This window comes from Pseudomonas sp. SCB32 (assembly GCF_009189165.1).
Classification (GTDB): domain Bacteria; phylum Pseudomonadota; class Gammaproteobacteria; order Pseudomonadales; family Pseudomonadaceae; genus Pseudomonas.
Genome location: NZ_CP045118.1, coordinates 1,679,181 through 1,702,975 on the forward strand (window position 1 = coordinate 1,679,181; position 23,795 = coordinate 1,702,975).

Sequence of the window (23,795 nt, forward strand, 5' to 3'; positions counted from 1 at the left end):
ATACGGAGTGAGTTATGGCTGGTCATTCCAAATGGGCCAACATCAAGCACCGCAAGGAACGTCAGGACGCCAAGAAGGGCAAGATCTTCACCAAGCTCATTCGTGAGCTGACCGTCGCTGCCAAGCAGGGCGGGGGGATCCCGGCGGACAACCCGCGTCTGCGCCTGGCCGTGGACAAGGCACTGACCGCCAACATGACCCGCGACACCATCGATCGCGCCATCCAGCGCGGGGCGGGCTCCAGCGAAGCGGACAACATGGCTGAGCTGACCTACGAAGGTTACGCGCCCAGTGGCGTGGCGATCATCGTCGAAGCCATGACCGACAACCGCAACCGCACCGCAGCCGAAGTGCGTCATGCCTTCAGCAAGTGCGGCGGCAACCTGGGCACTGACGGTTCCGTTGCCTACATGTTCGAGCGCAAGGGCCAGATCAGCTACACGCCGGGCGTGAACGAGGAAGCGTTGATGGATGCCGCGCTGGAAGCCGGCGCCGACGACGTGGTGGTCAACGATGACGGTTCTATCGACGTGTTCACCACCTTCGCCGACTTCATCTCGGTCAACGAAGCGCTGACCAAATCCGGTTTCAAGGGCGACGAAGCGGAGATCACCATGATCCCGTCGACCGTGGCGACCCTGGACCTGGACACCGCGCAGAAGGTCCTCAAGCTGATCGACATGCTCGAAGACCTGGACGACGTGCAGAACGTCTACTCCAATGCGGACATCCCGGACGAGGTGATGGCCCAGCTGGGCTGATCCCACCACCGGCGATGTGCTGAAGCCGGAAGCGGGAGTGGTCGTAAGCGGCGCCTCCCGCTTCCGGTTTTTGTTATTTGAAGTGCGTGTCGCAGACAAGGTTTGATCGGACGGACATGACCCTGATTCTCGGTATTGACCCAGGCTCACGGATTACCGGCTTCGGCGTGGTGCGCGACACCGGCCGTGGCTGCGAATACGTCGCCTCGGGCTGCATCCGTACCGGCAACGGCGAGCTGTTCGAGCGACTGCAGATCGTCTTTCGTGGTGTGCGCGAAGTCATACAGACCTACAAGCCGACCATGATGGGCATCGAGCAGGTATTCATGGCGCGCAACGCCGACTCGGCGCTGAAGCTGGGGCAGGCGCGCGGCGCGGCCATAGTGGCGGCAGCGGAAGAGGGGCTGCAGATCGCCGAGTACACCGCCAGCCAGGTCAAGCAGGCCATCGCCGGCACCGGCGGCGCGGACAAGCAGCAGGTGCAGATGATGGTCATGCATCTGCTCAAGCTGGTGCAGAAGCCGCAGATCGATGCCTCCGATGCCCTGGCCATTGCCCTGTGCCACGCGCATACCCGGCAGAGTCTGGTGCCGCATGGCCTGGTAGGCGCCCGCCGGCGTGGCGGTCGCCTGCGCCTGTGATCCCGAATCTAGCAATTAAGGACACCTACCTGTGATTGGACGCCTGCGTGGCAATCTGGCGGAAAAACAACCGCCGCACCTGATCGTCGATGTGAATGGCGTGGGTTACGAGCTCGAAGTGCCAATGACCACGCTCTACCGACTGCCCAGCGTTGGTGAGCCGGTGACTTTGCATACGCACCTGGTGGTGCGTGAGGACGCTCAACTGCTCTATGGCTTCGCCGAGAAGCGTGAGCGTGAGCTGTTCCGCGAGCTGATCCGCCTGAACGGCGTGGGGCCGAAACTTGCCCTTGCACTGATGTCGGGTCTGGAAGTCGACGAACTGGTACGCTGTGTCCAGGCGCAGGATACATCCACCCTGGTGAAGATTCCGGGGGTGGGCAAGAAGACCGCCGAGCGCCTGTTGGTTGAGCTCAAGGATCGTTTCAAGGCCTGGGAGAACATTCCGTCGATTGCGCCGCTGGTGGTGGAACCCAAGCTGGTTGGCGCAGTCTCAAGCGCCGAATCCGATGCCGTCAGCGCGCTGATTGCGCTGGGCTTCAAACCCCAGGAGGCGAGCCGTGCCGTGGCCGCCGTACAGGAAGAAGGCTTGTCCAGCGAAGAACTCATCCGCCGCGCCCTCAAGGGCATGGTCTAGGTAGCCATAGATGATCGAAGCCGATCGCCTGATCTCCTCTGTAACCGGTCGTGACCGCGAAGAGCAGTACGACCGCGCCATCCGCCCGCTCAAGCTGGCCGACTACGTTGGGCAGCCGGTGGTGCGCGAGCAGATGGAACTGTTCATCCAGGCGGCCCGTGGGCGTCAGGAAGCCCTCGATCACACGCTGATCTTCGGCCCGCCCGGCCTGGGCAAGACCACCCTGGCGAACATCATTGCCCAGGAAATGGGTGTTTCGATCAAGAGCACCTCCGGCCCGGTGCTGGAGCGGCCCGGCGATCTGGCGGCGCTGCTGACCAATCTCGAACCCAACGACGTACTGTTCGTCGACGAGATCCATCGCCTGTCGCCCATCGTCGAAGAAGTGCTGTACCCGGCCATGGAAGACTTCCAACTGGACATCATGATCGGTGAGGGGCCGGCGGCGCGCTCCATCAAGCTGGACCTGCCACCCTTCACCCTGGTGGGGGCGACGACTCGCGCCGGCATGCTGACCAATCCGCTGCGTGACCGCTTCGGCATCGTCCAGCGTCTTGAGTTCTACGGTGTGGACGACCTGTCCAGTATCGTCGCCCGCTCGGCGGGCATCCTCGGTCTTGAGATCGAGCCGGCGGGCGCCTACGAGATCGCCCGTCGGGCGCGCGGTACGCCGCGGATCGCCAACCGCCTGTTGCGGCGGGTGCGGGATTTTGCCGAGGTGCGCGGCACCGGGCATATCAGCAGCGACATCGCCGACAAGGCGCTGAACCTTCTGGACGTTGACGAGCGCGGCTTCGATCATCAGGATCGCCGCCTGCTGTTGACCATGATCGACAAGTTCGACGGTGGCCCGGTGGGCATCGACAACCTGGCGGCAGCCATCAGCGAAGAAAGACACACGATTGAAGACGTGCTGGAGCCCTATCTGATCCAGCAAGGCTATATCATGCGCACTCCCCGGGGGCGTGTAGTGACCCGGCATGCGTACCTGCATTTCGGCCTGAACGTGCCGAAGCGGATGGGGGAGGGGGCGACGACGGATATGTTCGCCCCTGAAGATGGTAATTAATTGCATTTGTGGGCGATTGCTGATTGGCAAAGCCTTTACTTGGTTCTAGAGTATGCGCGCGCAACACGGGGATCAGCCGTTCCAGCAGCGGTTTCGGGTCTATTACGAAGACACCGATGCCGGCGGCATCGTCTACTACGTCAACTACCTCAAGTTCATGGAGCGGGCTCGTACCGAGCGGCTGCGTGATCTGGGCTTTGCCCAGTCGCAGCTGGCGGGAGAGAACCTGCTTTTCGTCGTTCATTCGGCCGAAGCGCGCTATCACGCGCCGGCCCGCCTGGATGACGAGCTGCTTGTCAGCGCCGAGGTGGAGGAGTTGAACCGCGCGAGCCTGAAGTTTCGTCAACAGGTTCGGCGGGCATCGGATTCGACCTTGCTCTGCGAGGGGCGATTCCTGGTGGCGTGCGTGCGGGCGGACAACCTGAAGCCCCGCGCTATTCCAGATGTGTTGCGCGCGGCATTTGCCGGCAGTCCGGACACCCTTTCAGCAGGAGATTAACGTGGAACCGAACGTCGTCGACCATACTTCCATGTGGAGCTTGATCAGTAACGCCAGCCTCGTGGTACAGCTGGTCATGCTGACCCTGGTGGCCGCCTCGGTCACTTCGTGGATCATGATTTTCCAGCGCAGCAACATGATGCGCTCGGCCAAGAAGGCTCTGGAAACCTTCGAAGAACGCTTCTGGTCGGGAATCGACCTGTCCAAGCTCTATCGCCAGGCCGGCAGCAACCCGGACCCGGACTCGGGCGTCGAGCAGATCTTCCGTGCCGGCTTCAAGGAGTTCTCCCGTCTGCGCCAGCAGGCTGGCGTAGACCCGGATGCGGTGATGGAAGGTGTCGCCCGCGCCATGCGTGTCGCCATCTCCCGTGAGGAAGAGAAGCTGGAAACCAGCCTGCCGTTCCTTGCCACCGTCGGCTCCACCAGCCCGTACATCGGTCTGTTCGGCACCGTGTGGGGCATCATGAACTCCTTCCGCGGCCTGGCCGCCGTGCAGCAGGCCACCCTCGCCACCGTGGCGCCGGGTATTGCCGAAGCACTGATCGCCACCGCCATCGGCCTGTTCGCCGCGATCCCCGCGGTCATCGCCTACAACCGCTTCGCCGCTCGCTCGGAAACCCTGATCGGCCGTTACTACACCTTCGCCGACGAGTTCCAGGCCATCCTGCACCGCAAAGTGCACACCAGCGACGATTGACGACGACGTAAGAGGTAAGCCGATATGGCAAGGGTTCGTCACAAGCGCAAGCCGGTCGCCGAAATGAACGTGGTGCCCTACATCGACGTGATGTTGGTACTGCTGGTCATTTTCATGGTGACCGCGCCGATGCTCAACCAGGGGGTCAAGGTCGACCTGCCCAAGGTTTCCAGCGAAGCGCTGCCGCAGGACAACGATTCGCGTGTCCTCACTATCTCCATCAAGGCCGACAAGACCTACTACTGGAACATGGGTTCCGAGGTCAATCCGGACCAGGGCAAGGGCAGCCAGACTGCCGTGTCCCTCAACCAACTGGTCAGTGCCGCCACCGGCATCCTCGCCGAGAATGGTCGCCAGGGTAAGAAGGTCCAGGTCTTCGTCCGGGGTGACAAGGCAGTCGACTACGGTTCGGTCATGGCCGTCATGGGCGGCCTGCAGAAAGCCGGTGTCGGTAACGTCGGTCTGATTACCGAGGCGCCGGGGACTTGATGCACCAGCTCGAGCGCTCTCCTTCGGAAAGCTACTTCTGGCCGATCGTTCTGGCCGTAGCCCTGCACGTCCTGATCTTCGCCATGCTCTTCGTCAGCTGGGCCATGACGCCTGAACTGCCGCCCTCGCGGCCGATCGTTCAGGCGACCCTGTACCAACTGAAGTCCAAGAGTCAGGCGACCCAGCAGACCAACCAGAAGATTGCCGGCGAAGCCAAGAAAACCTCGTCGAAGCAATACGAGCAGGAGCAGCTCGAGCAGAAGAAAGCCGAGCAGCAGGCCATCGCCGAGGCCAAGGCCGAGGAACAAAAGAAGGCCGATGCGGCTCAAAAGGCGGCCGAAGCCAAGAAAGAGGCCAAAGAGGCCAAAGAGGCTGACGCCAAGAAAGAGGCCGAAGCCAAGAAGGCGGATGAGGCCAAGAAGGCCGCCGAGGCCGCCGTGGCCAAGAAAGAGGCCGAGGCGAAGGCGGCTGCCGAGAAGCAGCAGGCCGATATCGCCAAGAAGAAGGCCGAGGAAGAGGCCAAGAAGGAGGCCGCCGAGGAGGCCAAGAAAAAGGCAGCCGAAGAGGCCAAGAAGAAGGCGACCGAAGAAGCCAAGCAGAAGGCTGAGGACGCGAAGAAGAAAGCCGCTGCCGAGGAGGCCAAGAAAAAGGCCGCTGCGGTGGCGGAAGCCAGGAAAAAGGCGGCTGCGGCTGCGGCCCGCAAGGCACAGGAAGACAAGAAGGCCCAGGCACTGGCTGAGTTGCTGTCGGACGATACGCAGCGGCAACAGGCCTTGGCTGACGAGCAAGGTAACGAGGTGGCGGGTAACTACGATGACCTGATCGTGAGTCTGGTCAGTCAGCAGTGGAACCGCCCACCCTCAGCTCGTAACGGAATGAGCGTAGAAGTGCTGATTCAGATGTTGCCGGACGGGACCATCACCAACGTGAGCGTGACCCGCTCCAGCGGTGATAAACCTTTCGATGACTCGGCGGTGGCCGCGGTCCGAAATGTAGGGCGAGTTCCCGATCTGCAAAAACTGGATCGTGCCACTTTCGATAGCCTGTATCGTCAGCGTCGTATGGTCTTCAAACCGGAGGATTTAAGTCTGTGAGTACCTTGATTCGCTTCGCGCTGTTCGCCCTGGCCCTGGTGGCCGGCGCGGCGCAGGCCGCCGACCCGCTGGTGATTTCCAGCGGTCGCGACTCGGCCGTCCCGATTGCGGTGGTTCCGTTCGGCTGGCAAGGCGGCAACGTCCTGCCCGAGGATATGTCCAATATCATCGGCAACGACCTGCGCAACTCCGGTTACTTCGAGCCGATCCCGCGTCAGAACATGATCAGCCAGCCGGCCCAGGCCAGCGAAGTGATCTACCGCGACTGGCAGGCTCTCGGTGCGCAGTACGTCCTGGTCGGCAGTATCGTCCCCAGCGGTGGCCGCCTGCAGATCCAGTACGCCCTGCTCAACGTGGCGACCCAGCAGCAGGTCCTGACCGGCAGCGTGGGCGGCACCACCGACCAGCTGCGTGACATGTCGCACTACATTGCCGACCAGTCGTTCGAGAAGCTCACCGGCATCAAGGGCGCGTTCGCCACCAAGCTGCTCTACGTGACCGCCGAGCGCTTCTCCGTGGACAACACCCGCTACACCCTGCAGCGCTCCGACTATGACGGTGCGCGTCCGGTGACCCTGCTGCAGTCCCGCGAGCCGATCCTGTCGCCGCGCTTCTCGCCCGATGGCCGCCGTATCGCCTATGTCTCCTTCGAGCAGAAGCGTCCGCGCATCTTCATGCAGTACGTCGATACCGGCCGCCGCGAGCAGATCTCCAACTTCGAAGGTCTCAACGGTGCGCCGGCCTTCTCGCCGGACGGCAACCGCCTGGCCTTCGTGCTGTCGCGCGACGGCAACCCGGAGATCTACGTGATGGACCTGGGCAGCCGCCAGCTGCGTCGCCTGACCAACAACCCGGCGATTGACACCGAACCCTTCTGGGGCAAGGACGGCTCGACCCTGTACTTCACTTCGGACCGTGGCGGCAAACCGCAGATCTACAAGATGAACGTGAATTCGGGCGCCACCGACCGCGTGACTTTCATTGGCAACTACAACGCCAACCCGAAACTTTCCGCGGATGAGAAGACGCTGGTAATGGTTCACCGCCAGGATGGTTTCACCAACTTCCAGATCGCGGCCCAGGACCTTCAGCGCGGCAATCTCCGGGTACTTTCCAATACCACTCTGGACGACTCGCCCACTGTTGCGCCCAATGGCACGATGCTAATATACGCCACCCGCCAGCAGGACCGGGGCGTGCTGATGCTCGTCAGCATCAATGGACGCGTTCGGTTGCCAATTCCCACCGCTCAAGGCGATGTTCGCGAGCCTTCCTGGTCCCCTTACCTGAACTGACGGTTGCCAACTTTTTCAAATTTATACACTGGGGTTCATTAGGAGTTACATGATGGAAATGCTGAAATTCGGCAAATTTGCCGTTATCGCCCTCGCCATGGCTGTAGCCGTAGGCTGTTCGTCCAAGAAAGGCGATGCTACTGGTGAAGGCGCCAATGGCGGCGTTGACCCGAACGCTGGCTACGGCGCCAACAGCGGTGCCGTTGACGGCTCCCTGAGCGACGAAGCCGCTCTGCGCGCTATCACCACCTTCTACTTCGAGTACGACAGCTCCGACCTGAAGCCGGAAGCCATGCGCGCTCTGGACGTACACGCCAAGGACCTGAAAGGTTCCGGCCAGCGCGTTGTCCTGGAAGGCCACACTGACGAGCGCGGTACCCGCGAATACAACATGGCTCTGGGCGAGCGTCGTGCCAAGGCCGTTCAGCGCTACCTGGTACTGCAGGGCGTTTCCCCGGCTCAGCTGGAACTGGTTTCCTACGGTAAAGAGCGTCCGGTTGCCACTGGCCACGACGAGCAGTCCTGGGCCCAGAACCGTCGCGTTGAGCTGAAGAAGTAAGACGTGATGCCGATGCGCCTGCGTTTTCTGACCTTGATCGCATGCGGCCTGCCCCTGATGGCGGCGGCCGCGGTTCCGGTACAGGACGGCAATGGTGGCGGTTACGCCAGCCAGCCGCCCTCGGGTTATGGCACCGCAGGCGCTGAGGGCGCCTATGCCGGAGGCGGGGTGACCAATCAGCCCGTCTCCGGACAGGCACAGCTGTTCCTGCAGCTGCAGCAGATGCAGGACGAAATGTCCCGTCTGCGCGGCATGCTCGAAGAACAGCAGAACCAGATTCAGCAGTTGAAGCAGGAAAACCTGGAGCGTTACCAGGAACTCGACAGCCGTATTTCCGGCGGCGCGGGTTCTGGCTCGGCCGGTGCTGCTCAACAGAGCTCCCCCGCTGCCGGTGTTGGTGCCGGAGCTGCCGCGGGTGCTGGCGCAGCCGCCGCTGCACAGCAACAGCAGCCCGCTGCTGCCGCCAGCAGCGAGCCGGGCGACCCGGCAAAAGAAAAGCTCTACTACGATGCCGCCTTCGACCTGATCAAGGCCAAGGACTTCGACAAGGCCAGCCAGGCTTTCAGCGCCTTCCTGCGCAAGTACCCGAGCAGCCAGTACGCCGGTAACGCGCAGTACTGGTTGGGTGAGGTGAACCTCGCCAAGGGTGACCTGCAGGGCGCCGGCCAGGCCTTCGCCCGTGTCAGCCAGGCTTACCCGACCAGCGCCAAGGTGCCGGACTCGCTGTACAAGTTGGCCGACGTCGAGCGTCGCCTGGGCAATACCGACAAGGCTCGCGGCATCCTGCAGCAGGTGATCGCCCAGTATCCGGGCAGCTCCGCCGCGCAGCTGTCCCAGCGCGACCTGAAGAACCTCAAGTAAGGTCCTGTCGGTCAGTCTTGAAAACCCGCGCTTGCCGCGGGTTTTTTCGTTAGAATTCCAGCCCCTCGGGACGCGCCAGTGGTTTCAGCTCGGCTGATGTCTGCAGTGCCCCGTGTATGCCGAGTGCGCTCGTCGCGCTCCTGACTCCAACGCAACGGAGGCGGATGGCCTGTATTGCCGTCACGCCCGTGGCTGATATGCAACAGACCCTGCGAATCACCGAGATTTTCTACTCGTTGCAGGGGGAAACGCGCACCGCCGGCTTGCCGACCGTGTTCGTACGCCTGACCGGCTGTCCCCTGCGCTGCCAGTACTGCGATACCGCCTATGCCTTCAGTGGCGGTGAAATCCAGACTCTGGACGCCATCCTCGAGCGCGTCGCCGCCTACCAGCCGCGCTATGTCTGCGTCACCGGCGGCGAACCACTGGCCCAGCCCAACTGCATCCCGCTGCTGCAGCGCCTCTGCGATGCCGGCTACGACGTGTCGCTGGAAACCAGCGGCGCGCTGGATATCTCCGCCACCGACCGCCGTGTCAGCCGCGTCCTCGATCTCAAGACACCCGGCTCCGATGAAGTGGCTCGTAACCGCTACGAGAACATCGGGGAGCTGACGTCCAACGATCAGGTGAAGTTCGTCATCTGCTCGCGCGAGGACTATGACTGGGCAGTATCCAAACTCATCGAGTACCGCTTGGAGCAGCGCGCCGGCGAGGTGCTGTTCTCACCCAGCCATCGCCAGGTGGATGCCCGTGCGCTGGCCGACTGGATCGTCGGTGACAACCTGCCGGTGCGCTTGCAGCTGCAATTGCACAAGATTCTCTGGAACGACGAGCCGGGCCACTGAGCACGGAGGAGACCTTCTTCATGAACGACAAGAAAGCCGTGATCCTGCTCTCCGGTGGTCTGGACTCCGCGACCGTGGTCGCCATGGCCAAGGCCGAGGGCTACGGCTGCTATACCATGAGCTTCGACTACGGCCAGCGCCACCGCTCCGAGCTGCAGGCAGCCGAGCGCGTTGCACGCCAGCTGGGTGTCATCGAGCACAAGGTGATTGGCCTGAACCTGAACGGCATCGGCGGCTCGGCCCTGACCGACAGCAGCATCGACGTGCCGGAAGCACCGAGCGAAGGCATTCCGGTGACCTACGTGCCGGCGCGCAATACCGTATTCCTTTCGCTGGCCCTGGGGTGGGCGGAAGTGCTGGGTGCGCGGGACATCTTCATCGGTGTGAATGCGGTCGATTATTCCGGCTACCCGGATTGCCGTCCCGAGTTCGTCGAGGCCTTCGAGCGCATGGCCAACCTGGCCACCAAGGCCGGTGTAGAGGGCGAGGGCTTCCGCATCCAGGCGCCGCTGCAGTTCCTCTCCAAGGCGCAGATCGTGCAGGCCGGCATGGCCCAGGGCGTGGACTACAGCCTTACGGTTTCCTGCTATCAGGCAGACGATGACGGGCGTGCGTGCGGCAAGTGCGACAGTTGCAGGCTGCGGGCTGACGGCTTCCGCGCAGCCGGAATTTCCGACCCGACGCGATATTTCTGAAAAAAGTTTTCGTGGGGTGTTGTTTTTGCGTTAGAAATCAGTATTATACGCCCCACGTTGGGTCGTTAGCTCAGTCGGTAGAGCAGTTGGCTTTTAACCAATTGGTCGTAGGTTCGAATCCCACACGACCCACCAACATGTAAGACAAAAGCCCCGTGGTCGAAAGATTACGGGGCTTTTGCTATGCGCTGGAAAAAGTCCGCCGTGCGGCCGCCGACAGCGCGTCGCCCGTAGGGCGGTGATGATAAAATCGTCAGCATAATCAGAACCGCGCCTGTAGAGGTTTCCACACGATGTCCCAGATTTCCGAACGCCTGCTGGTTCAGGCTCACCTGGCGGCCAAGCAGCCGCGGGTGCTGAGCGCGCAGGAAGAGGCCGATTACCGTGCGGCCATCGCCGCCGAGCTGAAAGCGCAGAACGCTGTGCTGGTCGCGCACTACTACTGCGATCCGGTGATCCAGGCGCTGGCTGAGGAGACCGGTGGCTGCGTGTCCGACTCGCTGGAAATGGCCCGCTTCGGCAACCAGCATCCGGCGCAGACCGTGGTTGTCGCTGGCGTTCGCTTCATGGGCGAGACCGCGAAGATCCTCAACCCGGAAAAGCGCGTGCTGATGCCGACCCTGGAAGCGACCTGCTCGCTGGACCTGGGTTGCCCGGTGGACGAATTCTCGGCGTTCTGCGACCAGCATCCGGAGCGCACCGTGGTGGTCTACGCGAACACCTCGGCTGCGGTGAAGGCGCGTGCCGACTGGGTGGTGACCTCCAGCTGCGCGGTGGAGATCGTCGAGCACCTGATGGACAACGGTGAGCCGATCCTCTGGGCGCCGGACCAGCACCTGGGGCGCTACATCCAGCGCGAGACCGGCGCGGACATGCTGCTCTGGGACGGCGCCTGCATCGTCCACGAAGAGTTCAAGGCCAAGCAGCTGGAAGACCTCAAGGCGGTCTATCCGGACGCCGCGATCCTGGTGCACCCGGAGTCGCCGGAGGCCGTGGTCGAGCTGGCCGACGCCGTGGGCTCCACCAGCCAGTTGATCAAGGCGGCGCAGACGATGCCGAACAAGCGCTTCATCGTCGCCACCGACCGCGGCATCTTCTACAAGATGCAGCAGCTGTGTCCGGACAAGGAGTTCATCGAGGCGCCCACCGCCGGTAACGGCGCGGCGTGCCGCAGCTGCGCGCATTGCCCGTGGATGGCCATGAACACCCTGGAGCGCACTCTGGCATGTCTGAAGGAGGGGAGTGGCGAGATCTTCGTCGATCCGGCGCTGATTCCCAAGGCGATCAAGCCGCTCAAGCGCATGCTCGACTTCACCCAGGCCGCCCGGCTGAAAGTGGCGGGCAACGCCTGATCGAATGCGCTGAAATGAAAAAGGCCCGGCTTAACGCCGGGCCTTTCTGTTTCTACCGAAGCGATCTTCCTGAGATTTAGCGGCCCATCATCTGCTTCAGCAGCTGCTCCTGGTCGCGGAACTCCTGCTGGCGAGCATCCAGGCGCGCAGCCAGGGTGAAGTTGCCGCCGGCGCGACGCTTGGCGAAGTCCAGCTGCTCGATGGCGTGCTTGTAGTCGCCGGTCAGCGCGTAGAACTCCGCACGCGCCTGGTACACGCCGATGGCGTTGCCGCTGAGTGTGCAGGCGTCGGCCAGGCGGCTCCAGACATCCGGGTCCAGCGGGCGCTTCTGCGACAGCTTGAAGAGCGTCTTCTCGGCGTCTGCGGCATGGTTGGTCTTCATCATCAGGTCAGCCTGGGCCTGGATCAGCGGATAGCTGTCCGGGTACTGGCCGAGCATTTTCTGTACCCGCGCCTGGGCATCGGGCAGCTTGTTGGCGGTGATGTCCACATCGACCATTGCCAGGTTGTAGCTGATGTCGTTGGGCGCTTTCGCCAGCAGTTGCTGGAGATTGCTGCGGGCCTCGTTGAGCTGGCCGATCTTGGTCTGCGACAGGGCCAGGCCATAGCGCGCGGCATCGTTCTTCGGGTCTTCGTCGAGCTGGGCGCGGAACTGCTTGCTGGCCATGCCCGGGGTGTCCTCGAACATCTGCTGCACGCGCGCGCGCATCAGCTCGTAGCGCGGGGTGTCTTCCTTGCCGCCCTTAGGGTACTGCTCGGCGCGGTTGCGGGTATCGGCGATACGCGAGTCGGTCACCGGGTGAGTCAGCAGGAATTCTGGCGGTTTGCCCTCGTAGCGGTACTGACGGGCGAGGCGCTCGAACATGTTGGGCATGGAGCGCGGGTCGTAGCCGGCGCGCACCATGGTGGCAACGCCGACGCGGTCGGCTTCCTGTTCGTTCTGCCGGGAGAAGCGCAGCTGGTTCTGGATCGCCGCCGCCTGGGTCGAGGCGATCGCGGCGATACCGGCATCACCGGCGCCGGCCGCGGCGGCGACGATGCCGGCGAGCATGGCCGCCATCACTGGCACCTGCATACGCTGCTGGGCCTCGATGCCGCGGGCGAAGTGGCGCTGGCTGAGGTGGCCGAGTTCGTGGGCCAGTACGGCGATGTATTCGCCTTCGCTCTGGGCGTAGAGGAACAGGCCGCCGTTGACACCGACGACACCGCCGGGGGCGGCGAAGGCGTTGATCTGCTTGTCGCGGATCAGGATGAACGCCAGGCGGTGGTCCTGCAGTTCGCTGGATTCGGCCAGGCGGTAGACGGTGGACTCGACGTAGTCCTTGAGCTGTGGGTCATTGAGCGTATCGACCTGACTGCGCAGCATGCTCAGCCAGGCGCGACCGAGCTGGAATTCCTGCTCCGGGGATACGATGGACGAGCTGGCATCGCCCAGGGATGGCAGGTCGTCCGACATCGCGGGCAGTGCGAAGGCGCAGGCGATGGAGAGCAGGGCAGGGCGCAGTACTTTCATGTACAAGAGGCTCGTTCCGAGAAAGCCTCTACTTTAGCCGTACGTTATTGCCAATGCCTAGGTTGCAAGGTGCGACTGCTGCGCAAATCGAAGTCGGCATTTTCCGCTCTACTTGCGTCTCAAACCTCGGTGCTGACAGCTTCCCAGGGGGAGCGTGCCTTGCGGCCACTGGTTAATTTTCCAATGCTTTCGGTATTCTTGAACGCCATTGCCGGAGTTCGTTTCGATGTCAGATTCCACACCGCCCATCCCTGCCTGTGACGCGGAGCTGGATGCCAGCGGTCTCAATTGTCCGCTTCCCCTGCTCAAGGCCAAGCTCGAGCTGAACCGCCTTCCTAGCGGAGCGGTGCTCAAGGTGATCGCCACCGATGCAGGGTCGCAGCGGGATTTTCGCGCCTTCGCCGACCTCGCCGGGCACTCGCTGCTGCATGAAGAGGTCGAAGCAGGCGTCTATCGCTACTGGCTGCGCAAGAAGTAGCCCCCGTTTCCGGATAACCGGGACGTTACCCCATTCGTTTCGCAGGTCTGTTCATGCTCAAGGTTTTGCAGGACTGGATGCAGCGCTATTTCTCCGACGAGGAGGCGATAGTGCTCGCGGTCATTCTGGTGCTGGGTTTCAGTGTCATCCTGACCTTTGGCGGCATGCTCGCGCCAGTGCTGGCGGCGATGGTGATCGCCTTCCTGATCCAGGGCATGGTGGGGGTGCTGGAGCGCCTGCGCGTACCGCACCTGTTCTCCGTCTGGCTGGTCTATTCGCTGTTCCTCGGGCTGCTCGCGGTGTTCCTGCTGGTGCTGGTGCCGCTGCTCTGGAAGCAGCTGTTCACCCTGCTCAACGAACTGCCGAGAATGCTCGGTGAGTGGCAGGCCACGATGCTTATGCTGCCCGAACGCTACCCGGACATGATCAGCGAGGAGCAGGTTCTGCGGACCGTAGAGGCCGCGCGCAGCGAACTGGGCCAGCTTGGACAGTGGGCGCTGACCTTCTCGCTCTCCGGGTTGCCGGTGGTGGTCAACATCATGATCTACCTGGTGCTGGTGCCGATCCTGGTGTTCTTCTTCCTCAAGGACCGCCGCCGCTTCTACCACTGGTTCCGCCGCTACCTGCCGCGCGAGCGGGGGCTGATGAAGCAGGTGTGGAACGAGATGAACCAGCAGATCGCCAACTACATTCGTGGCAAGGTCATCGAGATCTTCATCACCGGGGTGGCGACCTACATTGCATTTGCAGTGCTGGGGCTGAACTATGCGGCGCTGCTTGCCCTGCTGGTCGGCCTGTCGGTGGTCGTGCCCTACATCGGCGCGGTCGTCGTGACCGTGCCGGTGGCGCTGATCGCCCTGTTCCAGTGGGGTTGGGGAGACCAGTTCATCTACCTGATGGCCGCCCACGCGATCATCCAGGCGCTGGATGGCAACGTGCTGGTGCCGCTGCTGTTCTCCGAGGCGGTGAACCTGCATCCGGTGGCGATCATCTGCGCCGTGCTGCTGTTCGGCGGCCTGTGGGGCTTCTGGGGTGTGTTCTTCGCCATTCCCCTGGCGACCCTGGTGAAGGCGGTGCTGGATGCCTGGCCACGCCAGCCGGCGCAGGAGCCGCAAGTCAGCCCGCTGATGTGACCTTGCTCTGGAAGGGGCGGGGAAAAGAAAAAGGCCGCTGATCAGCGGCCTTTTTCGTGGCAGCCCGTGGCTCAGCCCTTGCTCAGTTGCTGGGCTGCGGCGAGCACGGCATCGACGTGGCCAGGGACTTTCACGCCGCGCCATTCCTGGCGAAGCACACCCTGGGCGTCGATCAGGAAGGTGCTGCGGTCCACACCCATGTATTCCTTGCCGTAGAGCTTCTTCAGCTTGATCACGTCGAACAGCTGGCAGACGGCCTCGTCCTTGTCGCTGATCAGCTCGAAGGGGAAGCACTGCTTGGCCTTGAAGTTCTCATGGGACTTGATGCCATCGCGGGACACGCCGAAGACCAGGGTGTTGGCCTTGGCGAAGTCCTCGATCTTGTCGCGGAAGCCCTGGCCCTCGGTGGTGCAGCCGGGAGTGCTGTCCTTGGGGTAGAAGTACAGGACGACCTGCTTGCCCTTGAGTTCCGACAGACGGAACTCGACACCGCTGGTGGCGGGCGCTTGGAAGTCGGCGACGGCTTTGTTCAGTTCAACGGCCATGGGCCTCTCTCCTCAGGGATGCTGCGGGCGCCAGGGTTCGATCAGCGCGTCCAGGTTCAGGGCGTCGGCGAAATCCAGGAACTGGTCGCGTAGCCAGCTGATCTGGGTGCCGGCCGGCAGGGTCACGGTGATGGTGGCGTTGAGCATGCTGGTGTTGGTGTGCGGCGCCTGGTAGGTGTCGCAGGTGAGGTTCTCCAGCTCGATGTTGTGATCGATGAAGAACTGGCACAGCTCGTTGAGGATGTCCGGCCGATACACGGCGCTGACGTAGGCCACGTAGGGCAGGGCCTGGGCGCGGGTGACGTGGACATTGCTGCGGGTGACGCTGAGGGTGAAGCCGTGGCGCTTGGCCAGCGCCGGCAGGCCGCCCTCCAGGCGGGCCAGGGCGTCCCAGCTGCCGGCAACCTGCAGGACCAGTGCGCTGAACTCGCCATGGCGGGTCAGGCGGCTGCTGATGACCGAGCAACGGTTATCGATGCAGGTGCGGCACAGCACGCTGGTCAGCTCCATCGGGTTCGGGCCCAGCGCACTGATCAGAAGAAATTGTTCACGAGGGTGGGAGGTGGACATGCAGCTTTCCTGGGAATGGCGGCCAAGCGGGCCGCACCGACAAAGGGGAAAGGGTAGCGAAAAGAGCCGATGAGGGGAATGTCTGACCGCTCGCGGGACGCTGCTGTCACCTTGTGCGTGGCCGGTGGCGACAGTACCATTACGGCTTTCTTTTTCCGGCAGGAGCGGTTGCATGATTGCGGGCAGTATGGTGGCGCTGGTCACCCCCTTCGATGCTCAGGGTCGACTGGATTGGGACAGCCTCGCGAAGCTGGTGGACTTCCACCTGCAGGAAGGCACCAACGCCATCGTTGCGGTCGGCACTACGGGTGAGTCCGCCACGCTGGACGTGAGCGAGCACCTGGAAGTGATCCGACGCGTGGTCGATCAGGTCAATGGCCGCATTCCGGTGATCGCCGGTACCGGCGCCAACTCCACCCGCGAAGCGGTCGAGCTGACCGAGGCTGCCAAGAGCGGCGGCGCCGACGCTTGCCTGCTGGTGACCCCGTACTACAACAAGCCGACCCAGGAAGGCCTGTACCAGCACTTCCGCCACATCGCCGAAGCCGTGGCCATCCCGCAGATCCTCTACAACGTGCCGGGCCGCACCGCCTGCGACATGCTGCCGGAGACCGTCGAGCGCCTGTCCAAGGTGCCGAACATCGTCGGCATCAAGGAAGCCACCGGTGACCTGCAGCGCGGCAAGGAAGTACTGGACCGCGTCGGCAAGGATTTCCTGGTCTATTCCGGCGACGACGCCACCGCTGTCGAACTGATGCTGATGGGCGGCAAGGGCAACATCTCCGTGACCGCCAACGTCGCCCCGCGCGCCATGAGCAACCTGTGCGCCGCCGCCATGCGTGGCGATGCCGGTGAAGCCCGCGCCATCAATGACCGCCTGATGCCGCTGCACAAGGCCCTGTTCATCGAATCCAACCCGATTCCGGTGAAATTCGCCCTGCACGAAATGGGGCTGATCCCCGAAGGTATCCGCCTGCCCCTGACCTGGCTCAGCCCGCGTTGCCACGAACCGCTGCGTCAGGCCATGCGCCAGACCGGCGTGCTGGCATAAGGAGCTTTCTCGCATGAAGCGACTGGCAGGACTGACTGCGCTCGCCCTGGTCATCGGCAACACCTCCGGCTGCGGCTGGCTGTGGGGCCCGGATGGTTATTTCCGCGACCGCGGCGACGATTACCTCAATGCCCGCGAAACGGCGCCGATGAAGGTGCCCGAAGGCCTGCAGAGCAAGCCGCTCGACCCGCTGCTGCCGGTGCCGATGAACGTCGCCGACACCCATGAGAAGGAAGGCGAGTTCGAAGTACCGCGTCCGCAGCCCCTGGCCAGCGCTGGCGAAGTCAGCGACTTCAGCCTGCAGAAGAGCGGCGATTCGCGCTGGCTGATCGCCCAGCGTCCGCCAGCGGAAGTGTGGCCTGTGGCCCACCAATTCTTCCAGGACAACGGCTTCTCCATCACCAACGAACGTCCGCAGACCGGCGAGTTCAGCACCAACTGGCAGCCGCTCTCGCAGCTCTCCGCGCCCCTGGCGCGCCGCCTGAGCAGCCGTGTCTCCGGCGTCGAGCCCGACAGCGAGGCGCGCGTGCGCGTGCGCATCGAGCCGGGAGTGGAAACCAACACCAGTGAAGTCTACGTGCTGAGCGAAACCCGCCCGGCCGGTAGCACCGCCAGTCCGGACTGGCCGTCCAAGCCGGCGGTGCCGAGCCTCGACGCCGCGCTGCTCGACGAAATGCTGGCCAGCATGGCGACCAGCGCCGAGAAGGGCGGCTCCGTCTCCCTGCTCGCCGCGCACTCGGCCTACGACACTCCCGGCACCGCCGAGCTGAGCAAGGACGGCAGCGGCAACCCGGTACTTACCGTGGATTCCGACTTCGACCGCGCCTGGGTCAGCGTTGGCCGCGCGCTGGATCGCGCCGACATCCGCGTGGACGACCTCAACCGCAGCCTGGGCGTGTACTACGTCAACATCGCCGAAGGCGCGAAGAAGAAGGACGAAGACAAGCCTGGCTTCTTCCGCAGCCTGTTCGGCGGCGGCGAGAAGACCAAGGAAGAGGAAGACGCCAAGGCCAAGCGTTACCAGCTTCGCCTGACCAGCGTGAACAACACGGTGCAGATCACCGTCGACAAAGACATCAACACTTCCGCGCCGGCTGACGTGGCGCAGGGCGTGCTGGAAAAACTCCAGGAGAGTATGCGGAATGCACTTCGCGGTCCTGGGGAGCGGAAGCCGGGGCAATTCGGCCTTGGTGAGCAGCTCTGACACCCGGATACTGATCGATTGCGGCTTTCCGCTGCGTGAAACCATCCGTCGTCTGGCGCGCCTGGGCGTAGAGCCCGGGCAGCTGGACGCGATCCTCGTCACGCACGAGCACTCCGATCACATCAACGGCGTCGAACTGCTGGCCCGGCACCATCGAATACCCGTGTACCTCAGTGCCGGCACCCTGCAGGGAATGCGCAAGCCGGTGACACCGGCGGGGCTGCTCAAATGCGGCGACCGCCTGGTACTGAAAGACCTGGAAGTCACTGCGGTGAGCGTCTCGCACGATGCGCGGGAGCCCTTGCAGTACGTGTTTTCCGATGGCCGGAAGCGCTTTGGCCAGCTCACCGATCTGGGGGCCGCCACGGCGCAGGTGCTGGAGTGCTATCGTGGCCTCGATGCATTGATCATCGAGGCAAACCACGATACCGACATGCTGGCCCGCGGTCCGTATCCCTACCCACTCAAAGCCCGCGTTGGCGGCCAGTGGGGGCATTTGAACAACCGGCAGGCCGCCGAATTGGTGGCGCAGCTGGGCTGGGAAAGCTTGCAGCACCTGGTGCTGGCGCATCTCAGCGAAAAGAACAACTCGCCGCAGCTGGCCCGGCAAAGCTTCGTCGACACCCTAGGGTGCGACCCGGGCTGGCTGCAGGTGGCCGATCAGCATTCGGGACTCGACTGGCGCACCATCGCCTGAGCCCATCCATTCAAGCAAGCGGAGCCCATCATGGAAAAACGCGAAGAACTGTATCGCGGCAAGGCCAAGTCGGTTTACACCACCGATGACGCCGACCGCCTCGTCCTGCTGTTCCGCAACGACACCTCGGCGTTCGACGGCAAGCGCATCGAACAGCTCGACCGCAAAGGCATGGTGAACAACAAGTTCAACGCCTTCATCATGCAGAAGCTCGAAGCCGCCGGCATCCCGACCCAGTTCGACGCCCTGCTGTCGGACAACGAAGTGCTGGTCAAGAAGCTCGCCATGATCCCGGTCGAGTGCGTCGTGCGTAACTACGCCGCCGGCAGCCTGGTGCGTCGCCTGGGTGTGGAAGAGGGCGTGCAGCTCACTCCGCCGACCTTCGAACTGTTCCTGAAGAACGACGCCCTGGGTGACCCCTTCATCAATGAATCCCACGTCCAGGCCTTCGGCTGGGCGACCCTGGAGCAGCTGGCCGAAATGAAGGCCTACTCCTTCAAGGTCAACGAAGTGCTGAACAAGCTGTTCGACGACGCCGGCCTGCTGCTGGTGGACTTCAAGCTGGAGTTCGGCGTGTTCCACGGCAAGATCGTCCTGGGCGACGAATTCAGCCCGGACGGTTGCCGTCTGTGGGACAAGGAAACCCGCAAGAAGATGGACAAGGACCGCTTCCGCCAGGGCCTGGGCGACGTGATCGAGGCCTACGAGGAAGTCGCTCACCGACTCGGCGTGCCGCTGTAAAACGGCGAAATCACGCAAGCGCCTGATACCACGCAAAAAAATCCAAAACAGGGCTTCGCCTTCGGACTTCAAGCTGGTATCATGCGCGCCGCACGGAGAGATGCCGGAGTGGTCGAACGGGACGGATTCGAAATCCGTTGAGTCAGCAATGGCTCCTAGGGTTCAAATCCCTATCTCTCCGCCATTACAGATGGCCGAAACCCCTGAAATGCCTAGCGTTTCAGGGGTTTTGTCTTTTCTGCGTCCGGCGTTTGTCGAAGAAGTGTCGAAGATCGCTTTCATGACCGCCCGCGATCCTGGATTACTCCACTCCTCTTGCTGGACAGCCTGACCTCCAGCCGTTAGCGTCCTGCCTTTCCTACAGCCATTTCCTACATGGCTGCGACTTTCTGGATAGGGCATTCGATGGACGTTGTGAAAGAGCTACAGGCAGAGCTGTGCCGCTTTGCCAAAGAGCGGGACTGGGATCAGTTCCACACCCCCAAAAATCTCGCTATGGCGCTCTCCGGAGAGGCTGGTGAGCTGCTCGAGCTCTTTCAATGGCTGACGCCCGAGCAGAGTCAGCGCGACGCACTCTCCGAGAAAATGCTCCTCGAGATAGAAGGGGAGATGGCAGACGTCCTGCTCTACCTCCTGCGCCTGGCCGACAAGCTCGGTATCGACGTCCTTCAGGCAGCGCGTTCAAAGATCCAGCTGAATGCTGAGAAGTACCCGGTTGATAAAGCCAAAGGGAATGCCGTCAAGTACTCCAGGAGGGACGATTGATGGCTCATTTGGTCTACCAGCCATGCTCCGATGACGATGCGGGCGAGAACCTCCAGAAAACGATCCTCAATCCCGTGCCTTTGTCGAGGATAAGGGCGTGGTTGCCGGAGGCGTTGTACGCGAAGCTTTTGATTGAGAATCCTGACGGAAAGGTCTTCGTATGGGGCGTTGTACCAAGCAGCAATACCAATTCGTCATACGCCAAGTTGTCTCCGGACGATGTGGTGATCTTCAACCGCAAAACGATAATCACCGTCGCTGCAACGGTTACGTACAAGCTTACTTCCAAGAGTCTAGCGATTGAGCTGTGGGGCTATAAAAGCCGGGAAGAGCAGACTACTTGGGAGAACATCTATTTCCTGACCGACGTCCGCCATCTGTCCATCCCCTTCAGGGCGATTCAGCAACATGTGAAGAGCCAGCAGCGGCAGTGCTTCTATCGTTTCAACGAATCGGATAGCGAGTCAGCCTTTGCTGCGTTCGACCAGCTGCAGAGTATGTCTCTTGGTCTGGTTCCGACATTGGCTGACGTGAAAGCTGAAATTCTGGCCAACCTGACTGTTGATGGCGTCGGCTCTGCCCCCACCCGAGGGGAGCACCGTTATATCGTCGATCACCTGTTTGGGAAGAATGCTGAAGGTAGCTGTTCAATTTGCGGTGGTGCTTTCCCTCGGTCCATGTTGGTGGCCTCGCACATCAAGAAGCGCTCAGCCTGCAGCAGAGATGAGAAGCTCGACGTTCAAAACGTCGCGACTGCGATGTGCCGGCTCGGCTGCGATCCTCTGTTTGAACTGGGCTTCATATCGGTTCTTGAAGGCAAAGTCGTTCGACACCCATCTCGAACTGGTTCCGAGCTGATCAGCAGCTACATCGACAAATTGGTGGGGCGTCCCGTAAATGCGTGGACAAAGAAGACTCAAAAGTACTTCCAGTGGCACGCAACGGCTCACGGCTACGGCGTCACGCCCTCAAAGCCCTAGGCCTCGCATCGGATTGAGCCTCACCGCATCCTGCAGATGATCTGGCGATAGATGGGCATAGCGCATCGTCATCGTCAGCGAGCCGTGGCCCAGGATCTTCTGCAGGGTGAGGATATTCCCGCCGTTCATCATGAAGTACGACGCGAAGGTGTGCCGCAGCACGTGGGACGCTTGGCCAGCGGGGAGGGCGATGCAGGTTTTGATGGTCTGGTCGAAGCTGTTCCGGCAGTTGGAGAACAGGCCATGTTCCAGGAAGTGCTGCTGCAACGCGGTTTCCAGCTCGCCATCGATGGGGACTGAGCGCGTCCGCTTTGACTTGGTGTTCGCGAAGGTCACGCATCCAGCTCGTACACGTGCAGGCACCAGCGATTCGGCCTCACCCAGCGTGCACCAGTGGACAGGCATATCCGGGCCACCATCTCGACGTGCGGGGTCTTGCAGCGGTTCCTGATGGCTTCGAACAGGGTTCTGATCTGGCCCTCGTTCAGCCAGGTCAGCTCGCGTTCCTGAAGCTTGAGCGGTTTGACGCGCTGGAGAGGGTTGGCGAAGTCGATGTCGCCCAGTTGCAGCAGCGCGTTGAACACCGCACGCAGGTAGCCCAGCCGGTTGTTGAGCGTCTTCCCGTTCGAGCCGGCCTCGAGCTGTCGGGAGCGATACTCGGCATAGTGGTGCGCCGTCAGTTGGCTGCCCACCGGGTCACCCAGTTCCTTTGCCAGCATGTGCAGCAGGCGTTTGCGGTTCTCTCCGTCCGCGAGCGTATGGCCGTGCAGCACCGCCCAGCGATCAACCAGCTCAGATAGGCGCCGCCGGTCCTTGGGCTTGGCTGTCCATGCAGGGTTCTCGATGCACTTCTGCCGCACCGTGGCTTCGAAGCGCTGGGCCTCCCCCTTGGTCTTGAACCGCTTGCGGAAGCGCTTGCCCTTGATGGGTTCGACGTCGACGAACCAGAGGCCGTCCGGGAGTTTTGTGATGCTCATCAGACGGCATAGCCTCGCCTGAGGTAGCGGTCCGAGATCAGGTCCTTGATGTGCTGCTCGAGGTCGCGACGAGTCCAACCCTTGGCCAGATAGTGGTCTTCGATGACGTGCCAGAATTCCAGTCGGTAGGCGGACTCAATAGCCTTTTTTGCGGGTATGCGCTCCCGTGCAATCAGGCTGATGAACTGGCCCAGGAACATCTCGCAGTTCTTGCCGGAGAAGCCCTGAGCGGTCTTGTAGTAGCGCCGGTATTCGACGCGGTCGATCAGCGGATCACACTCCACCTGCACCTTCACGTCCTGCATGATCAGCGACCAGAACGGGTCGTACACGGCATCCCGGGCGAGCAACTTGAACGCCTCGCAGGCATAGCCGAAAAGGCCTTGCAGGTGCGGACAGATACCGGTGTAGGTCTGCGTGGCGATCACCGCGCCAGAGGGCAGGCAGGTGCCTTGGGCGAACTGTTCGACGATGGAGTGGTGGAAACGGAACTCGATGCGCCACACCGTTTCCTTCGGGTCGTAGGCGGCTTCACCCTCGTCGAACGGATCGCCGTTGAGACCGGACCACACCGCATTCCAGTAATCCAGCTTGTCGCTCGCTCGGGCCTGTAGCGTCTTGTTGTAGATGCACAGCTGAAGGCCGTTGGCCGAGCCGAACATGAAGGTCTCGCCGCGTCCGTACACCGAGGCGTTGCCGTCGAACTCGATGCGGTCGATGCCGCTGATCTGGCGGACCCGGTTCGACCGGCAGTGCATGCGATCCACGATGTCAGCGGGTGGCTTCCAGCCTTGAACATCCAGGGCGATATGCACCGCGCATTGGTTCGTTTCGCAGTGGGTGAGCACCGCGGCGGCGAGATCGTCGAGCACTGTCTGAAGGGCCGCAGGATCGGTGCCGTCGATAGCGTGCGGAGACGCCTCGATCTTCAAGTGCGAGCCGATGGTGTCGAGCTTGATGTTGTGGTTCTTGATCAACAGGATCAGGCCGAGGTCCGCGTTCTGCAGGCGGAACTGGTAGCCGGAGTCGCGGCCGATACGCCCCTTGGACCACTGGCGCCCGGCGAATTCGGCGGTGGCCTCCTTGTCATCGAACAGCGCCATAACCTCGGGGCGGATCATGCCGTTGTACAGCTGCCGGACCGTATCGACGCCGCACCGCAGCACCCGCACGCCGGAGAGGTCGGTGAAGCTGCCGGGCCGCGCATCGACAAACAAACGGCCGCGCGGGGAATCAACGATCTGGCCGTCAGGCTGAACGATCAGGCGGTGCTGGTGGGTCACTTTTCTCATGGGGAATCACCTAACAATGTCCAATAACCAACGAATAGGAAATGGGTTGTCCGACGTGTTACAGGGCCGTCGGCCGCGCCCACCGTCGGGGCGCTCGTGCCTTACGCTACCGTCCGGTGGGCGCGGCCAACGACCAGCACGCGAGGCGTCCAGGATCGATCCAGCAGGTGGGGTATTCGGGGCGATGCAGCTCCCACAGACCGAACAGGTACGCGGTGAGCAGGAAGAGAAGGGTCTTGAGCAAGAGGCACTCCGACATGGCGCGCTCCAGGGTGTGAATGGGGAGTGGCGACGGAGCGAGGGGATCGGGGCGGGGTGCTGCTGCGGCGGCCGGGAAGGCCCGTGCGCGCCGGGA

The 23,795-nt window shown here is 62.5% G+C and carries 27 protein-coding genes, 2 tRNA genes and 1 pseudogene; 24 read left to right on the forward strand and 6 right to left on the reverse strand.

All coding sequences use genetic code 11. The annotated features are described in order from the left end of the window. Positions 1-14 precede the first annotated feature (14 nt). The 15 genes from GA645_RS07900 (at position 15) to nadA (ending at position 11,494) form a co-directional block, all read left to right on the forward strand. Positions 15-761: a YebC/PmpR family DNA-binding transcriptional regulator gene (locus tag GA645_RS07900; RefSeq protein ID WP_152221562.1), complete on the forward strand. Its 747-nt coding sequence runs from the start codon at positions 15-17 to the stop codon at positions 759-761. A 116-nt stretch (positions 762-877) separates the two neighbouring features. Next, a complete protein-coding gene (gene ruvC, locus GA645_RS07905; RefSeq protein ID WP_152221564.1) occupies positions 878-1,402 on the forward strand; it encodes a crossover junction endodeoxyribonuclease RuvC in 525 nt (174 codons plus the stop codon). A gap of 31 nt (positions 1,403-1,433) precedes the next feature. Beyond that, the gene (gene ruvA / locus GA645_RS07910; protein WP_152221566.1) at positions 1,434-2,039 is read left to right on the forward strand and encodes a Holliday junction branch migration protein RuvA; all 606 of its coding nucleotides are present in this window, start codon (positions 1,434-1,436) and stop codon (positions 2,037-2,039) included. Between the two features lie 10 nt (positions 2,040-2,049). Beyond that, the gene (ruvB, locus tag GA645_RS07915) at positions 2,050-3,108 is read left to right on the forward strand and encodes a Holliday junction branch migration DNA helicase RuvB (protein WP_152221568.1); all 1,059 of its coding nucleotides are present in this window, start codon (positions 2,050-2,052) and stop codon (positions 3,106-3,108) included. Positions 3,109-3,160: 52 nt separating this feature from the next. Then, on the forward strand, positions 3,161-3,607 hold the full coding sequence (gene ybgC / locus GA645_RS07920; protein WP_152221570.1) for a tol-pal system-associated acyl-CoA thioesterase: 447 nt from the start codon (positions 3,161-3,163) through the stop codon (positions 3,605-3,607). 1 nt (position 3,608) lies between these two features. Beyond that, a complete protein-coding gene (gene tolQ, locus GA645_RS07925) occupies positions 3,609-4,304 on the forward strand; it encodes a protein TolQ (RefSeq protein ID WP_152221572.1) in 696 nt (231 codons plus the stop codon). Positions 4,305-4,328: 24 nt separating this feature from the next. After that, on the forward strand, positions 4,329-4,793 hold the full coding sequence (gene tolR, locus GA645_RS07930) for a protein TolR (protein WP_152221574.1): 465 nt from the start codon (positions 4,329-4,331) through the stop codon (positions 4,791-4,793). Further along, positions 4,790-5,887, forward strand: coding sequence for a cell envelope integrity protein TolA (gene tolA, locus GA645_RS07935; protein ID WP_152221575.1), 1,098 nt, complete (start codon positions 4,790-4,792; stop codon positions 5,885-5,887). The genes tolR and tolA overlap by 4 nt, the downstream gene beginning before the upstream one ends. Further along, positions 5,884-7,182, forward strand: a complete 1,299-nt coding sequence (tolB, locus tag GA645_RS07940) for a Tol-Pal system beta propeller repeat protein TolB (protein WP_152221577.1) — start codon at positions 5,884-5,886, stop codon at positions 7,180-7,182. Before tolA ends, tolB begins: the two co-directional genes overlap by 4 nt. 52 nt (positions 7,183-7,234) lie before the next feature. Beyond that, positions 7,235-7,741 (forward strand): peptidoglycan-associated lipoprotein Pal, encoded by a 507-nt coding sequence (pal, locus tag GA645_RS07945; RefSeq protein ID WP_017522099.1) that lies wholly within the window; start codon positions 7,235-7,237, stop codon positions 7,739-7,741. A gap of 6 nt (positions 7,742-7,747) precedes the next feature. After that, entirely contained in the window at positions 7,748-8,602 is an 855-nt protein-coding gene (gene ybgF, locus GA645_RS07950) for a tol-pal system protein YbgF (protein WP_152221579.1), read from the forward strand. A 197-nt stretch (positions 8,603-8,799) separates the two neighbouring features. Beyond that, on the forward strand, positions 8,800-9,447 hold the full coding sequence (gene queE, locus GA645_RS07955; protein WP_152221581.1) for a 7-carboxy-7-deazaguanine synthase QueE: 648 nt from the start codon (positions 8,800-8,802) through the stop codon (positions 9,445-9,447). A gap of 20 nt (positions 9,448-9,467) precedes the next feature. Continuing rightward, positions 9,468-10,142 (forward strand): 7-cyano-7-deazaguanine synthase QueC, encoded by a 675-nt coding sequence (gene queC, locus GA645_RS07960; protein WP_152221583.1) that lies wholly within the window; start codon positions 9,468-9,470, stop codon positions 10,140-10,142. 59 nt (positions 10,143-10,201) lie between these two features. Continuing rightward, a tRNA-Lys gene (locus GA645_RS07965) sits at positions 10,202-10,277 on the forward strand. Positions 10,278-10,435: 158 nt separating this feature from the next. Further along, positions 10,436-11,494 carry a quinolinate synthase NadA gene (gene nadA, locus GA645_RS07970; protein ID WP_152221584.1) on the forward strand — a complete coding sequence of 353 codons (1,059 nt, stop codon included), beginning with the start codon at positions 10,436-10,438 and terminating at the stop codon, positions 11,492-11,494. A gap of 76 nt (positions 11,495-11,570) precedes the next feature. Here nadA and GA645_RS07975 read toward each other — a convergent pair whose 3' ends face one another. Beyond that, positions 11,571-13,007, reverse strand: a complete 1,437-nt coding sequence (locus GA645_RS07975; RefSeq protein WP_152221586.1) for a M48 family metalloprotease — start codon at positions 13,005-13,007, stop codon at positions 11,571-11,573. A gap of 226 nt (positions 13,008-13,233) precedes the next feature. Here GA645_RS07975 and GA645_RS07980 point away from each other — a divergent pair, with 226 nt between their 5' ends. After that, entirely contained in the window at positions 13,234-13,485 is a 252-nt protein-coding gene (locus tag GA645_RS07980; RefSeq protein ID WP_152221589.1) for a sulfurtransferase TusA family protein, read from the forward strand. A gap of 53 nt (positions 13,486-13,538) precedes the next feature. Next, positions 13,539-14,618, forward strand: coding sequence for an AI-2E family transporter (locus GA645_RS07985; RefSeq protein ID WP_152221591.1), 1,080 nt, complete (start codon positions 13,539-13,541; stop codon positions 14,616-14,618). A 71-nt stretch (positions 14,619-14,689) separates the two neighbouring features. Here GA645_RS07985 and GA645_RS07990 read toward each other — a convergent pair whose 3' ends face one another. Beyond that, positions 14,690-15,163, reverse strand: coding sequence for a peroxiredoxin (locus GA645_RS07990; RefSeq protein ID WP_152221593.1), 474 nt, complete (start codon positions 15,161-15,163; stop codon positions 14,690-14,692). A 12-nt stretch (positions 15,164-15,175) separates the two neighbouring features. Next, a complete protein-coding gene (locus GA645_RS07995; protein ID WP_152221594.1) occupies positions 15,176-15,733 on the reverse strand; it encodes a glycine cleavage system protein R in 558 nt (185 codons plus the stop codon). A gap of 172 nt (positions 15,734-15,905) precedes the next feature. Here GA645_RS07995 and dapA point away from each other — a divergent pair, with 172 nt between their 5' ends. From dapA to GA645_RS08030, 7 genes are all read left to right on the forward strand, one after another. Beyond that, positions 15,906-16,784 carry a 4-hydroxy-tetrahydrodipicolinate synthase gene (gene dapA / locus GA645_RS08000; RefSeq protein ID WP_152221596.1) on the forward strand — a complete coding sequence of 293 codons (879 nt, stop codon included), beginning with the start codon at positions 15,906-15,908 and terminating at the stop codon, positions 16,782-16,784. A gap of 13 nt (positions 16,785-16,797) precedes the next feature. Further along, positions 16,798-17,988 (forward strand): outer membrane protein assembly factor BamC, encoded by a 1,191-nt coding sequence (gene bamC, locus GA645_RS08005; protein ID WP_152221598.1) that lies wholly within the window; start codon positions 16,798-16,800, stop codon positions 17,986-17,988. Beyond that, positions 17,927-18,685, forward strand: coding sequence for an MBL fold metallo-hydrolase (locus GA645_RS08010; RefSeq protein WP_152221600.1), 759 nt, complete (start codon positions 17,927-17,929; stop codon positions 18,683-18,685). The genes bamC and GA645_RS08010 overlap by 62 nt, the downstream gene beginning before the upstream one ends. A 30-nt stretch (positions 18,686-18,715) precedes the next feature. Beyond that, on the forward strand, positions 18,716-19,426 hold the full coding sequence (gene purC, locus GA645_RS08015) for a phosphoribosylaminoimidazolesuccinocarboxamide synthase (protein ID WP_152221602.1): 711 nt from the start codon (positions 18,716-18,718) through the stop codon (positions 19,424-19,426). 94 nt (positions 19,427-19,520) lie between these two features. Further along, positions 19,521-19,610 (forward strand) — tRNA-Ser (locus tag GA645_RS08020). A 221-nt stretch (positions 19,611-19,831) separates the two neighbouring features. After that, a complete protein-coding gene (locus GA645_RS08025) occupies positions 19,832-20,191 on the forward strand; it encodes a nucleotide pyrophosphohydrolase (RefSeq protein WP_152221604.1) in 360 nt (119 codons plus the stop codon). Next, complete coding sequence (locus GA645_RS08030; RefSeq protein ID WP_152221606.1) at positions 20,191-21,171, forward strand: hypothetical protein; 981 nt, start codon at positions 20,191-20,193, stop codon at positions 21,169-21,171. Before GA645_RS08025 ends, GA645_RS08030 begins: the two co-directional genes overlap by 1 nt. Here the strand turns inward: GA645_RS08030 and GA645_RS08035 are convergent. The 3 genes and pseudogenes from GA645_RS08035 to GA645_RS28765 all read right to left on the reverse strand — a co-directional run bounded on the left by GA645_RS08035 (position 21,160) and on the right by GA645_RS28765 (position 23,699). Then, positions 21,160-22,148, reverse strand: a pseudogene (locus GA645_RS08035) (tyrosine-type recombinase/integrase). The gene GA645_RS08030 and the pseudogene GA645_RS08035 sit on opposite strands and share 12 nt — an antisense overlap. Next, positions 22,148-23,440 (reverse strand): hypothetical protein, encoded by a 1,293-nt coding sequence (locus GA645_RS08040; protein WP_152221608.1) that lies wholly within the window; start codon positions 23,438-23,440, stop codon positions 22,148-22,150. Before GA645_RS08040 ends, GA645_RS08035 begins: the two are co-directional and overlap by 1 nt. Before the next feature lie 106 nt (positions 23,441-23,546). Beyond that, a complete protein-coding gene (locus GA645_RS28765; protein ID WP_178119502.1) occupies positions 23,547-23,699 on the reverse strand; it encodes a hypothetical protein in 153 nt (50 codons plus the stop codon). Between the last annotated feature and the right edge of the window lie 96 nt (positions 23,700-23,795).

Excerpts from the sequence above, each read along its gene's own strand:
- GA645_RS07900 (WP_152221562.1), top strand. The coding sequence starts at position 15 with ATGGCTGGTCATTCCAAATGGGCCAACATCAAGCACCGCAAGGAACGT.
- ruvC (WP_152221564.1), top strand. The coding sequence starts at position 878 with ATGACCCTGATTCTCGGTATTGACCCAGGCTCACGGATTACCGGCTTC.
- ruvB (WP_152221568.1), top strand. The coding sequence starts at position 2,050 with ATGATCGAAGCCGATCGCCTGATCTCCTCTGTAACCGGTCGTGACCGC.
- ybgC (WP_152221570.1), top strand. The coding sequence starts at position 3,161 with ATGCGCGCGCAACACGGGGATCAGCCGTTCCAGCAGCGGTTTCGGGTC.
- tolR (WP_152221574.1), top strand. The coding sequence starts at position 4,329 with ATGGCAAGGGTTCGTCACAAGCGCAAGCCGGTCGCCGAAATGAACGTG.
- pal (WP_017522099.1), top strand. The coding sequence starts at position 7,235 with ATGGAAATGCTGAAATTCGGCAAATTTGCCGTTATCGCCCTCGCCATG.
- ybgF (WP_152221579.1), top strand. The coding sequence starts at position 7,748 with ATGCCGATGCGCCTGCGTTTTCTGACCTTGATCGCATGCGGCCTGCCC.
- queE (WP_152221581.1), top strand. The coding sequence starts at position 8,800 with ATGCAACAGACCCTGCGAATCACCGAGATTTTCTACTCGTTGCAGGGG.
- queC (WP_152221583.1), top strand. The coding sequence starts at position 9,468 with ATGAACGACAAGAAAGCCGTGATCCTGCTCTCCGGTGGTCTGGACTCC.
- nadA (WP_152221584.1), top strand. The coding sequence starts at position 10,436 with ATGTCCCAGATTTCCGAACGCCTGCTGGTTCAGGCTCACCTGGCGGCC.
- GA645_RS07975 (WP_152221586.1), bottom strand. The coding sequence starts at position 13,007 with ATGAAAGTACTGCGCCCTGCCCTGCTCTCCATCGCCTGCGCCTTCGCA.
- GA645_RS07980 (WP_152221589.1), top strand. The coding sequence starts at position 13,234 with ATGTCAGATTCCACACCGCCCATCCCTGCCTGTGACGCGGAGCTGGAT.
- GA645_RS07985 (WP_152221591.1), top strand. The coding sequence starts at position 13,539 with ATGCTCAAGGTTTTGCAGGACTGGATGCAGCGCTATTTCTCCGACGAG.
- GA645_RS07990 (WP_152221593.1), bottom strand. The coding sequence starts at position 15,163 with ATGGCCGTTGAACTGAACAAAGCCGTCGCCGACTTCCAAGCGCCCGCC.
- GA645_RS07995 (WP_152221594.1), bottom strand. The coding sequence starts at position 15,733 with ATGTCCACCTCCCACCCTCGTGAACAATTTCTTCTGATCAGTGCGCTG.
- dapA (WP_152221596.1), top strand. The coding sequence starts at position 15,906 with ATGATTGCGGGCAGTATGGTGGCGCTGGTCACCCCCTTCGATGCTCAG.
- bamC (WP_152221598.1), top strand. The coding sequence starts at position 16,798 with ATGAAGCGACTGGCAGGACTGACTGCGCTCGCCCTGGTCATCGGCAAC.
- GA645_RS08010 (WP_152221600.1), top strand. The coding sequence starts at position 17,927 with ATGCACTTCGCGGTCCTGGGGAGCGGAAGCCGGGGCAATTCGGCCTTG.
- purC (WP_152221602.1), top strand. The coding sequence starts at position 18,716 with ATGGAAAAACGCGAAGAACTGTATCGCGGCAAGGCCAAGTCGGTTTAC.
- GA645_RS08025 (WP_152221604.1), top strand. The coding sequence starts at position 19,832 with ATGGACGTTGTGAAAGAGCTACAGGCAGAGCTGTGCCGCTTTGCCAAA.
- GA645_RS08030 (WP_152221606.1), top strand. The coding sequence starts at position 20,191 with ATGGCTCATTTGGTCTACCAGCCATGCTCCGATGACGATGCGGGCGAG.
- GA645_RS08040 (WP_152221608.1), bottom strand. The coding sequence starts at position 23,440 with ATGAGAAAAGTGACCCACCAGCACCGCCTGATCGTTCAGCCTGACGGC.
- GA645_RS28765 (WP_178119502.1), bottom strand. The coding sequence starts at position 23,699 with ATGTCGGAGTGCCTCTTGCTCAAGACCCTTCTCTTCCTGCTCACCGCG.